6 protein-coding genes and 1 pseudogene are annotated in these 12,293 nt (G+C 52.4%); 5 read left to right on the top strand and 2 right to left on the bottom strand.

The genetic code is table 11. The features are described from left to right. Nucleotides 1–217 precede the first annotated feature (217 nt). The gene (locus OXN82_RS03620; RefSeq protein ID WP_321211983.1) at nt 218–1,507 is read right to left on the bottom strand and encodes an amino acid permease; all 1,290 of its coding nucleotides are present in this window, start codon (nt 1,505–1,507) and stop codon (nt 218–220) included. Between the two features lie 66 nt (nt 1,508–1,573). Between OXN82_RS03620 and OXN82_RS03615 the strand changes: the two genes are divergently transcribed. From OXN82_RS03615 to OXN82_RS03605, 3 genes are all read left to right on the top strand, one after another. Next, nucleotides 1,574–4,864, top strand: a complete 3,291-nt coding sequence (locus tag OXN82_RS03615) for a helicase-related protein (protein ID WP_321211982.1) — start codon at nt 1,574–1,576, stop codon at nt 4,862–4,864. A gap of 2 nt (nt 4,865–4,866) precedes the next feature. Continuing rightward, nucleotides 4,867–7,524, top strand: coding sequence for a DUF1156 domain-containing protein (locus tag OXN82_RS03610; RefSeq protein ID WP_321211981.1), 2,658 nt, complete (start codon nt 4,867–4,869; stop codon nt 7,522–7,524). A 63-nt stretch (nt 7,525–7,587) separates the two neighbouring features. After that, a complete protein-coding gene (locus OXN82_RS03605) occupies nt 7,588–10,278 on the top strand; it encodes an ATP-binding protein (RefSeq protein WP_321211980.1) in 2,691 nt (896 codons plus the stop codon). 97 nt (nt 10,279–10,375) lie between these two features. Here the strand turns inward: OXN82_RS03605 and OXN82_RS03600 are convergent, their stop codons facing one another. After that, complete coding sequence (locus OXN82_RS03600) at nt 10,376–11,698, bottom strand: hypothetical protein (protein ID WP_321211979.1); 1,323 nt, start codon at nt 11,696–11,698, stop codon at nt 10,376–10,378. On the opposite strand from OXN82_RS03600, the pseudogene OXN82_RS03595 reads away from it, so the two are divergent. Both OXN82_RS03595 and OXN82_RS03590 read left to right on the top strand, forming a co-directional pair. Further along, a pseudogene (locus OXN82_RS03595) lies at nt 11,580–11,855 on the top strand (hypothetical protein); the annotation flags it as partial. The gene OXN82_RS03600 and the pseudogene OXN82_RS03595 sit on opposite strands and share 119 nt — an antisense overlap. A gap of 72 nt (nt 11,856–11,927) precedes the next feature. Further along, on the top strand, nt 11,928–12,251 hold the full coding sequence (locus OXN82_RS03590) for a heavy metal-binding domain-containing protein (RefSeq protein ID WP_237780020.1): 324 nt from the start codon (nt 11,928–11,930) through the stop codon (nt 12,249–12,251). Nucleotides 12,252–12,293: the final 42 nt, after the last annotated feature.

Below are 12,293 nucleotides of genomic sequence, written 5' to 3'. Positions count from 1 at the left end.
TCTCTGTTTCCTGAGAAAACATGCTTGAAGTAGATTGACTTTTACCAGATTGCTGAGCCAGTGGTACAGTGGATTGTAGGGCTCTGGGTACATTGAAACTGAAAGCAGCGTGAATATCATGAAAACGGTGACACCTAGAAAGCCACTGAGGGAGTTTACAGGGATGTTAAGGGTTTTCAGCATTGAGAGACCCCAATGGAAAAAATTCTACTTTTATTTATTTCCCCCATCCCTTATTCTTTGAGTTCTTCCATCTGAATATGAGGTATAATGGCACACCCCCCATGATCAGGAGTAAACCGGCGATGATGGTCCCCGGTGTTGTATTCAGGAGGAGGTAAATACAGATAAGGACACCCAGGACACTCTTCACAGGAACCCTAGCGCCATCTCTCCTTTGAAGTATCCCCAGTGAAACGCAGGTTGCCGCGTAGGGGAGTAGAAGTGTTAAAACAGATAGTTCAATGAGCCCGGCCGCCGTACCGGTGAGTGCGGCTGCAAGGGCCGTGAGGTTCTGGACCAGGATACTGACGTGGGGTGTGCCGAACCTCCCGTGCACCCTGGAGAGGGCACGGGGAAGGAAACCATCCCTGGACATGGCAAAGAGCAGCCTGGCGGTTGAGAGCATCCCTGCCTCCTCTGAACCCGCAATCGAGAACACGGCACCTGCAGTTAGTATCAGGGCCCCAAATCCACCCATGAGGCTGTAACCGGCAACCGTGAGGGGCGCGTTTGAGGCCGCAAGGACCCTCCATGGCACAAGCCCAAGGATAACAGCATTGGTGAGGAGATAGAATAGCATCACAAAGACCATCCCGAGGGTTATGGCCAGGGGTATGTTCCTCTCAGGATTCTTAACCTCATCTGCAGGGACCGTTACAAGTTCAAATCCAACGTAGGCCCAGAACACCAGGACGGTGACACCGCCAAGGGCCCCGAGGCCCATGGGTGCCAGGGGGGTGTAATTAGCTGCAAGGGTTGATGGGTTGAGGGCGAGGTACACCGCCCCCAGGATTGCAAAGAGGAGCACTGGCGCCACCTTGAGGACCGTCAGGATATCGTTCACCTTACCGGCCCTCCCAACACCGGCAATGTTTATGAGGGTGAGTGAGGCTATGAAGAGGACCTTGACGAGGGCCTCCCACATGACATTCAGGGGGATGAAGTATTCAAGGTAATAGACAAAGGCTATGGGGAACACCGCTATGGCTATCCACGAGGAAACCCAGAGGGACCATCCGGTTATGAAACCCGCGAAACGTCCAAGGGTCTCACATGTATAGGCGTAGGGTCCCCCGGTCACAGGGAGGATCCTGGAGGCCTCAGAGAATGCAAGTGCAATAACCACAGCCATGAGGCCGGCCAGGAACCAGGCCAGTATGGAGGCCGGGCCAAGGCTACCTGCACCATAGGCAGCCACGATGTAGATGTCGGCCCCCACTATGGTCCCGATTACAAGGTTAACCGTGTCAAAGAGGGTCAGCTCCCTCTGCAGCTGGGATTTCATGGATTTAAATTAGAGTGGTTCCACCTTAATATCTTGTTCCCAAAAACCGGATGGAAACATTTATAGATGCAGGGAATAAATGAAAAAATTGGACACTCTAACCTTGAGCTTAAGGTATTAAGATATTACATTTACAGGGGTGGTAGTCTGATAGAGGAGGGATCTGTAATAAGGGGCCCCTTCTGGCCGGAACCGGTCAGGGTTCTGAAGGCAGAGGATGAGGGAGAAAACATAATAGTCTACGGGGTTACAACCAGTACCGGGTCCCCTGTAGCCACCATACTGACCATGGATGACCTTGAAAGGGTTGAATCCGTGAGAACAGCGGACTTCAGGGCCGACCCCCACGAATTCTTCATGGTAATAGAGGCATACCGCCTCAGAAACGCCTCACTCTTTGACGGCTACCTTGCAATGAACACCTCCCGCATAGACCCCCTCCCCTTCCAGCTTGAGGCGGTGTACAGTTACGCCCTCAGGATGCCCCAGATGAGGTTCATGATAGCCGACGACCCCGGAGCAGGTAAAACCATAATGGCCGGGATGATCATAAAGGAACTGAAACTCAGGGGCGCCGCCAGCAGGGTCCTCATAGTAACACCGGGCCACCTCAAGGCCCAGTGGCAGCGCGAAATGAGGGAAAAATTCCAGGAGCACTTCACTGTCGTGGACCGATCATACCTTAGGTCAAGGCAGGGCGAAAACCCCTGGATGGTTGAGAACAGCTACATAACCTCCATTGACTTTGCAAAGCAGGATGACGTGATGGCATCACTATCATCAACAAGGTGGGACCTTGTGGTGGTTGACGAGGCCCACAAGATGAGTGCGAGGGTCAGATCAGAGAACAGGACAGATGCAACAAGGAGGTACAGGCTCGGGCAGATACTCTCCAGGACATCAGACCACATGCTGCTTCTGACGGCAACCCCACACAGCGGGGACCCCGATGCCTTCAGGCTTCTCCTTGACCTCCTCAGACCGGGATTTTTCGCAAACCCTGAACTCATACAGGAGGCAAGGAGAAACAGGGACAACCCCCTCTTCATAAGGAGGATGAAGGAGGAACTCAGGGACTTCAATGGGAAACCCATATTCCCCAGGAGGTACACCCACACCCACAGCTTCAACCTCAGCGACAGGGAGATGGAACTCTACAATAAGATCTCACGCTACATAACAGAACAGTACAACCGGGCCATCTCAACCGACAGGAGGGCCCATGCATTTGCAATGATGCTCCTCCAGAGGAGGATGGCATCAAGCATATACGCTGTTATGATGTCCCTCAGGAGGAAGAGGGAAAGGTGCCTCCAGCTAATGGAGGACCTTGAATCCGTGTCCCGGATAGAGGTCCCCGGCGACTACAGCGACCTGGAGGAAAGGAAGATCTGGGAAATCGAAAGAATCCTCGAGGGAAGCACACTGGCTGACTCCCTACCTGAACTCAAAGCAGAAGTGAGGACCCTGGAGGGACTTATAGAGGATGCAGAGAGGCTTCTGGAATCAGGGACCGAGACCAAGCTCGGGGAGCTTCAGAGGATCCTGGAGGAGATAGGCGATGAGAAGATACTCATCTTCAGCGAATCAAAGGACACCGTCGACTACCTCCTTGAGAGGATAGAATCCTGGGGGTACAGCGCGTGCACCATCCACGGTGATATGAGCATGGATGAGCGCATAGCCGCCGAGGATGACTTCCGGAGGAACTGCCAGGTCATGGTTGCAACCGAGGCCGCAGGTGAGGGTATAAACCTCCAGTTCTGCCACCTAATGGTCAACTATGACATCCCCTGGAACCCCAACCGCCTTGAGCAGAGGATGGGGAGGATACACCGCTACAAGCAGAGGAGGGACGTCCACATATACAACCTGGTAGCGGGGAACACCCGCGAGGGCCTCGTGATGAGGAGGCTACTTGAGAAACTTGACAGCATCCGCCAGGACATAGGATCAGATAAGGTCTACGATGTAATCGGCGAGATATACACCGAACGCGACATTTCAGGCATAATAGAGAAGACCCTCAGGGGTGAACTGAGGGACGAAGAGATAGATGAACTCCTCAAACCATCCGAGGATATCCTTGAGAGGATAATGGATGAGCAGCTTGCAGTTGAGGTCGACTACACCCGCATGAAGGACATACAGCGCATAATAAAGGAGCGGAAACTCGCACCCGAGTACGTCGAGGAATTCTTCAGAACGGTATTCAGAAGGATGGGCTGGAAGTACACCGAAAGGAAGGGCCTCTACACCCTCAGAACACCCCGGGAACTTTTCCGCACCTGGAACGATGAACTCAGGAGGAGGTACGGGACACTGAGGAGAGAATACAGGAACCTCACCTTCAACCCCGGGACAGATGAACACGAGTTCATATCCTTCGGCCACCCCCTCCTGGAGGCCACCATAAGGTACACCGGTAAGAGGTTTGGAGACGCGCTCCTCCAGGGCTCAACCTTCAGGGACCCATCCGGAAGGTACCGGGGGACAATATGGTTCTACCGGGGAAGGGTCACAGATGGAAGGAACGAAACCGCAGGTGAAAGGGTCTTCGCCCTCCACGACACCGGAGAGGAGGTTGTGGAGGTGAGCCCAATGATCCTCTGGGACCTGGTACCAGACAGCCACCCGGTGGAGGATGATGTAAGCGAGGATCGGGCCACTGCAGCCGCAACCAGGGCCGTGATGAGGTACATGGATAAACTGAGGGCCGAGAGAAAGAAGAAAACAGGTATAAAGAGGAAGTACGGCCTGAGGTCCATACAGTACCTCATAGACACCTCCCAGGCAAAACTCATCGAATACTACAGGCGCCTGGAGGAGGGGGAGGACATGGCCCTGGCCATAAGAAACGAGGAGGAAAGACTCGAGGATTACAGGCACAGAAAGAGGGAACTCGAAAGGGAGATGGAGATGGAGGAGACCCTCACAGCATCACCCCCCGAACTCCTTGGAATGATACACGTCGATGCCCCGGAGATCCCTGGCAGGGAGGACATAGAGATGATAGGAATGAAGGTTACCATGGAATATGAGAGGAGCAATGGAAGGATACCCGAGGACGTATCAGGTGAGAACCTTGGATTCGATGTGAGGTCAACATCAGAGTCAGAGGTGAGGTACATTGAGGTCAAGGCGAGAAGCGGAAGGGATAATATTGAGCTTACACAGAACGAGTGGCTCAAGGCCAGGAGGTTCAGGGAGAACTACTGGCTCTACGTGGTCTACAATGCCACTGAGGACCCTGAACTCATCACCATCCAGGACCCATACGGTAAACTTGAACCGGTGAGGAGAGAGGAAGTGAGGTACATCGTACCCGGTGAACAGATAAGGAGAACGGAGGAATAATCATGGATGAGAGATTTATCGAGAGGACCTTCCCTGTTTCAAAGGTTGGGGAGAATTCTGCCCGTGAGAAGAATATAAGGCATGGTCATATTTCCACCCTTCATATCTGGTGGTCAAGAAAGCCCTTGGGTAGCAGTCGGGCCACCATCTACGCCAGTCTGATCCCCTCAGCGAAGGATGACCTGGAGGAGGTCCGGGTTAAGGGGTTCATTGAGGAGTTGAGTGAATGGGAGAACAGCTTGAATCAGGGGATGATTGAGAGGGCCCGTAGGGATATAAGGGATTATCATGGCCGCCCACCCCGTGTACTGGACCCCTTTGGTGGTGGTGGCAGCATACCCCTTGAGGCCCTCCGTTTGGGGTGTGAGACCTACAGTATGGACCTTAACCCGGTGGCTGTCCTGATACAGAAGTGCATCCTTGAGTACCCCCAGAGGTATGGGGTTGATGAGTCCTGGGCTGATGCTGAACCCCGGCTTCTGAGGGATGTTAAGAGGTGGGGGGAATGGGTCCTCAGGGAGGCCAGTGAGGAGCTTTCACGTTTCTACCCGGAGGATGATGATGGTTCAATCCCCGCGGCCTATATCTGGGCCAGGACACTACCATGCCAGAATCCTGACTGTGAGGCAGAGATACCTTTAAAGCCAGGGTTCTGGCTTGCCAGGAAGAAGAACAGGAGCATAGCCCTTAAACCTGTGGTATCCGGTGGTGGGGTTGAATTTGAGATCGTGGAGGACCCTGACTTTGACCTTTCTAAGGGGACCATTTCAAGGGCCATCGTAGAATGTCCGGTCTGCGGTTCAACCATACCAGCCTCTGATACCAGGCGCCTCTTCCAGGAGGGTAAGGCGGGTGAGAGGCTCATCGCCGTGGCACTCACGCATCCCAAGCGGAGGGGTAAAACCTACCGCCTCGCAACTGAAAAGGACCTGCAGGCCTACCTGGAAGCCCGGGAATACCTGGAAAATAAAAGAAGTGAACTCATGGAGGATTGGGGAATAGACCCGGTCCCTGATGAGCCAACACCCCTGGGGAAGGGTAGTGGGGCTGAAAGAGCATTTTCTGTTAGAAATTATGGCCTTGACACCTGGGGTGATCTTTTCAATGCCCGGCAGAAACTTGCCCTCATCACCTTCACCGAGAAAATCCGCCAGGCCCACCAGGAAATGCTGCAAGAAGGATACCCGGAAGACTACGCAAAGGCAGTGGTGAGCTACCTTGGATTAGGACTGGACAGGATGGCTGATAGAAATGGTTCTCTCTCTATATGGAATAACATAGCTGAAAAACAAGAACACACATTTGGCAGACAAGCTTTGCCAATGGTTTGGGATTATGCCGAAACTAATGTTATAAAAGGCGTTCAAGGCTGGGTAAAACAGTTTTCATATACTATAAATACATTAGAAAAAATTTCAAGATTTTTTTCAAGAAGTTCCAACCCCATTTCTAATGTTGTTCAGGGTTCTGCGGTTTCTCTTCCCTTTGATGATAATTATTTCGACGCGGTTTTCACTGATCCCCCATATTATGATAATGTCCCCTATTCGTATCTTTCAGATTTCTTCTATGTATGGTTGAAGAGGGCGCTGGGTGATCTTTACCCTGACCTCTTCATGACACCCCTCACCCCTAAGAGGGGTGAGATGGTTGCCTACACCAATAATAAGAGTATGGATGAGGCCCGGGAGGAGTTCGAGTCCATGCTCAGGAACTCCTTCAGGGAGATACACCGCGTCCTCAAACCTGGCGGCATAGCCAATATCGTCTATGCCCATAAAACCACACATGGCTGGGAGACCGTTATAAACTCCCTCCTGGATTCTGGTCTGATGGTGACGGCTTCATGGCCCATATTCACCGAGATGAAGGCCCGGATGCGTGCCCAGGGATCCGCGGCTCTTGCCTCTTCAATTTACATCGTGGCTCGTAAGCCTGATTTTGAGAAGAGCACAGGTTATTATGAGGAGGTTCTGGGTGAGCTGAAGGAGGTTCTGGGTGAGAAGCTGGATTACCTGTGGGGTGAGGGTATAAGTGGCCCGGACTTTTTCATAGCAGCTATAGGGGCCGGCCTGGAGGTTATAGGCAAGTACAGTGAGATCCTCAAGTACAATGGTGAGGTGATACGGGGGTCCAGGTTACTGGATGATATACGTGCGGTTGCAGCTGACTTCGCCATAAGGAGGATCCTGGATAATGGGTTCGCAGAGGGCCTCTCAGCCCTCACAAGGTTCTACCTATTCTACCGGTGGAACTTCGGAAACTCCACAGTGGAATTCGATGAGGCGAGGAAACTCGCCGGCAGCCTTGGTATAGACCTCCAGAACACCAGGGCAGGCTTCATAAGGATACAGAGGGGTAAGGTTACCGTCCTGGGCCCCGATAAACGGGGTGACGACCATGACACCACAGAACTCATAGACGCACTCCACCTGGCAGCCAGATTATGGAGTGAGGGCAGGAGGGAGGAACTCCAGGAACTGCTCCTTGATACCGGCTACGGTACCGATGAAAGATTCTACCGCGTCGCCCAGGCCATAATAGAATTCCTACCAGACTGCAAAGAAAAACAGTGGCTCGAGGGATTGATAGTGAACAGGGACACCATGATAAAAAATCTCAAAGAAAAAACCAGACAGAAAACACTCAGGGACTATTAAAACACAATAAAAACCCTCAAAGAAGAAAAACCAGGTATAAATCAAATTAAGGAGGAGGTTGAGATGAAACCATTTGTGAGAATTGCTGAACCCCATGAGGATATAATGAGGGAAAAACTTCCCCTCGACGTGTTCGCAGCCAACCTCTGGAGCGTCCACATGGGGGATGCTCCAGCAGAGTACAGGGACCCTGAGGTCTTCTTCAGGAAAACCTACATGACCCGTGGACTCAGGAACATAATGGATATCGTTGGTGACAGACTCGAGGGCAGAGGCGGCGACCCGGTGATACAGCTCCAGACACCCTTCGGTGGGGGTAAAACCCACACCCTCATATCCCTCTACCACAGGGCAGCGGAGATGGGGGCCAGGACGGTTGTACTGGCAGGCGACGCCCTGGACGCAAGTGAAACCACACTCTGGGCTGAAATGGAGAGACAGCTACGTGGAGAGGTGAGGGAACTCTCAGGGATGACCTCCCCTGGTATGGATAAGATAAAGAGGCTTCTGGATGAGAACCAGCCTGTCCTCATACTCATCGATGAGCTCCTGGAGTACACCGTGAAGGCCAGCGGGGTCACCGTGGGCGAGTCCACACTGGCCGCCCAGTTACTGGCATTCATGCAGGAGCTCAGCCAGGCGGCATCAGCCCTTGAAAGGGTTGCACTGGTGGTAACACTCCCATCAAGTTCCCTTGAACACTACGATGAATCAGCAGAGAGGATGTTTCATCAGCTCACAAAGATCCTGGGGAGGACCGAGAAGATCTTCACACCGGTGGAGGATGATGAGATCTACTCTGTCATAAGGACGAGGCTTTTTAGGAGGATAGATGAGTCAGCGGCAGCTGAGGTGATAGAAACCTTCATTGAAAAGGCAGAATCTGAGGGGATACTCCCTGAGGGCATTGATGCAGCAGAGTACCGTGAGGTATTCAGGAAGAGCTACCCATTCCAGCCTGAGGTCATAGACGTCCTCTATGAGCGCTGGGGTTCATTCCCCGAGTTCCAGAGGACAAGGGGGGTGCTCAGACTCCTGGCAATGGTGGTGAACCAGCTCAGATCATTGAACATACCTGTCATAAGGTTATCCGATTTCCCACTCGATTCAGGTAACCTCAAAAGGGAGTTCCTCAGGTTCACAGGCAGCAACTTTGAGAGTATCATAGCCTCAGATATAACATCCCCTGATGCCGGCGCAAGGATCATCGACCATAAACTCAAGGGCTACGAGCCCTACAGGATAGGCACAAGGATAGCCACATCAATCTTCCTATACTCGTTCTCAGGTGGCGGAACAAGGAACGGGGCAACCATAAGGGACATAAAGATGGCCTGCCTTGAACCGGAGATACCGATGTCCATCATAGACGAGGCCCTCAACAGCATGATCGAGAGGCTCTTCTACATACACAGGCAGGTGGACCTCTACTACTTCTCAGGGGAGGCCAACCTCAACTCCATAGTCCTCAGGAAGAAGGAGAACATAAAGGACGAGGATGTCACTGAGGAGGAGAGGAGACTCCTGGGTGAGATAACAGGGAAGAAGATATTCAGCGTCTACATCTGGCCTTCATCAACATCCGACGTCCCGGATGACATGAAACTCAAACTCGTGATACCCGTGGACTCCACAGAATGCAGCAGCTTCCTGGAGGCCAAGGGTGGAAATCCAAGGGTCTACAGGAATACCATGATATTCCTGGTGGAGGACGATGCCCACAGGCACCAGCTTGTTGACCATATAAAGACGAGACTCGCATGGATGGCAGTGGAGTCAGACAGGCAGCTATCCCTCACAGATGAACAGAAGAGGGAGGTCAGGGAGAGGATAAAGGCACTCTCAGCCGAGGACAGGGAGAAGATAAGGAACCTCTACAGGATAGTCCTTGTACCATCACGGGCAGGACTCGAGAGACTGGACCTGGGAATGGCAAGCTACGGTGCAGACATCAAGGTGGACTATGAGATAAAGAGCAAGCTCATGGAGGAGGACAAGCTCCTCGAATCCATGGAGCCAGTTATAATTGAGAGGAGGTACCTTGAGGGTGACTACATTGAGACCGAGAGGATACTGAAGAGCCTCTACACCACACCAGGTGCCATGAGGATAACCTCCCCTGAGGTACTCGGGGACGCAATAAGGCTGGGTGTGAGAAGGGGACTGTTTGGCCTCGGCGTCCTTGACGGCGAACCCCACTGCACACATCTCAATGAGGACTGCACTGTATCCCTGAAGTCACCTGAGATAATAGTGAATCCAGAGCTCTGCGAGAAGTGCCCCCCTGATACCATAGAAGTGGATGTCAGTGAACTTGAAAAACTGGCCCGGGAGGAACGGGCAACACGTGAAATACTGGAGGAGTATACAGAGAAGTATAAGGAGAAGGGATGTGAACCTGAAAGGGTTGAGGAGAAACTCAGAGAGACAATAGCGGAGGGTGTGAGGGCAGGTAAGTTCAGGGTCGATGGCAGGGAAGTGCCAGAGTTCACACCGGATGAGAAACTGCACCCCATGGAAGAAAATGGAGATGGACCGATTAAGGGAATTGAACTGGAGTTCAGAGCCCCCCTCGACAACATGTTCGATATCATCAAGATCAAGAGGACCCTCAGCGAGGACTTCAGTAACCTGGATGCGGTGGCAGAGATAAGGATGGTGGCCAGTGATGGGGAGATGAAAGAGGAGAAGTATGATAGGATCCTTGAAACCTTTGAACAGCTCGGAATCGAGTTGAAGATTATACGAAAGTAGATATCCCGGTGGACATGGAAAATCCACCGATCCCTCCCTATCATGGATTTAGAGTTTATCTATTAGTATTCAGGGTCCTATCCCATTTATCATGGATTTAGAGTGGATTTATAACGGCCACGGTCCTGTTTTTCAGGTCCCTCACAACAAACCTTCCATTCTCCTCATAGATATTCACCTCCTGAGGGGTCTCCCTGAAGCCTGGTGGGGGACCGTAGCGTCCATTGGAGACCCTCCTACCTGTCATCCAGGCAACCTTATCTGCAACTGAATTCGAGGCCCACACCACATCATGGGGACCCGTATGTGTATCCAGGTACTCCTTGAGGGGGTAGTAGCGGTTTTCAAAGGGTATATCAATATCTGACCAGTCTATATCTGTGAGCAGGAGCTGCTCAGTGAAGACCACTGCAGATGAGACTATGAGAATCCCGGTAACCAGCCTCACAGCCCATGAGGGGTTCTCAAGTAACCTTGAGCCGGTGTATCCCCCCACAACCGCCAGGGGGAGTGCCACGTACTGCAGTCCCCTCGATAAATCATCAAAGAGGACCTCAGCAAGGAGTACTATGAGAATGTAGGCCACCAGGGGCCTGAACTCCCTCCGATTCCTCACAAGATACAGACCCGGCACCCCGAAGTAGAGGAGCACCAGGAACACAAACCAGCCGATGCTGAAGTAACCACCACTCATGGACTCAGAGGGGGCCCCCCGCGCTGTGAGGAAGTATGCCCACCATAAAATGAAGGATGGCAGGAGCAGGAGAAGCACCCTGAGGTTTCTCCTCACACCATCTGCCAGTACCACCGGGATGACCGTTATGAGTGCTATGAAGTGGGTCCAGAGTGCAAGGGTCCCTGTAACCGCTGCAGAGAGCCGATCCTCTGACAAGAGGTAAACTGTGAGGACCACAAGGACAGGTATATAGGCTGCTGGCATTATAACAGAGAGGGTGTCAGGGCGCGGGGATGCGAGTACCAGGGCCCCTGCGACAAGCCCGGCCCTCCAGCCATACCACCTGGAGGACACCCATGATGCTGTAAACATGGTGAGGAGTATCTGCAGTATGCACATGAAGGAGTGGGCAAACCTCACACCACCCAGGGTCCAGAGACCCGCCAATATAAGATGAAGTAGGGGAGGATGACCCAGGGGCCTCCCCATGGGATGGTAGACCAGGTAGTCCCATAGAAGACCGTGGAGCGGTTTAATCATTATCTCCCTTGCCCTAACGAGGTGGAAGTCCAGATCACCATGCGTGGGGAAGAGATAGTATGGTTTGATGATTAAAAGCAACGCTATGATGACGAGGGGGATGTATGGTAGAATCGATGGGGGGATACGTGCCCTGAGCGTCTCCCTGATCCCACCGGCCCCTGAATCATGGATGGCGGATTTCATGGTAACCTTATTATACATCTGCAATAAAAATAATTGTGGTGTTATTATGGTTACAAGTGAAGAGATGAAGAGGAGACTGGCTGAGAGGAGAGGTGGTAGCGTTTCAGCTTCCACTAAAGAGCCATCAGCAGAGAAATTCTGTCCAAACTGCGGTAAGGAGTATGGGGCTGACTCAAACTTCTGTGACGAGTGCGGCACAAGGCTTGAGGAGCGAAGAGAAGCACCTGCAGTTGAAAAGCATGGTGACGTGGTATACGTTACAAGCAACTACGTCCCGGGATACAGGGCTGTTGAGACACTTGGATTTGTTTATGGGCTGACAGTGAGGAGCAGGGGACTCGGGGGTCAGATAGGAGCCGGTTTAAGGTCCATTGTTGGTGGTGAGATCAAGGAGTACGTCACCATGATGGAGCACTCAAGGCAGGAGGCCCTTGAGAGGATGCTTGACCATGCCCGTGAACTCGGGGCCAATGCGGTTATAAGTGTCCGGTTCGACTCAGACTCCATATCTGACATAATGCAGGAGATCCTGGCCTACGGCACAGCAGTCATAGTTGAACCGGAGGAGTAGGTAAGGCCCGGTATATCCCCGGACCGCTCAGATGACGGAACC

This window comes from Methanothermobacter sp. DP, from assembly GCF_026692625.1.
Classification (GTDB): Archaea; Methanobacteriota; Methanobacteria; order Methanobacteriales; family Methanothermobacteraceae; genus Methanothermobacter; species Methanothermobacter marburgensis.
Note: the sequence above shows the minus strand (reverse complement) of the source record. Positions and strands in the feature narration are given on the sequence as shown.

Coding starts and splice junctions, on each gene's coding strand:
- OXN82_RS03620 (WP_321211983.1), bottom strand. CDS start 1,507: ATGAAATCCCAGCTGCAGAGGGAGCTGACCCTCTTTGACACGGTTAAC.
- OXN82_RS03605 (WP_321211980.1), top strand. CDS start 7,588: ATGAAACCATTTGTGAGAATTGCTGAACCCCATGAGGATATAATGAGG.
- OXN82_RS03600 (WP_321211979.1), bottom strand. CDS start 11,698: ATGTATAATAAGGTTACCATGAAATCCGCCATCCATGATTCAGGGGCC.
- OXN82_RS03610 (WP_321211981.1), top strand. CDS start 4,867: ATGGATGAGAGATTTATCGAGAGGACCTTCCCTGTTTCAAAGGTTGGG.
- OXN82_RS03615 (WP_321211982.1), top strand. CDS start 1,574: ATGCAGGGAATAAATGAAAAAATTGGACACTCTAACCTTGAGCTTAAG.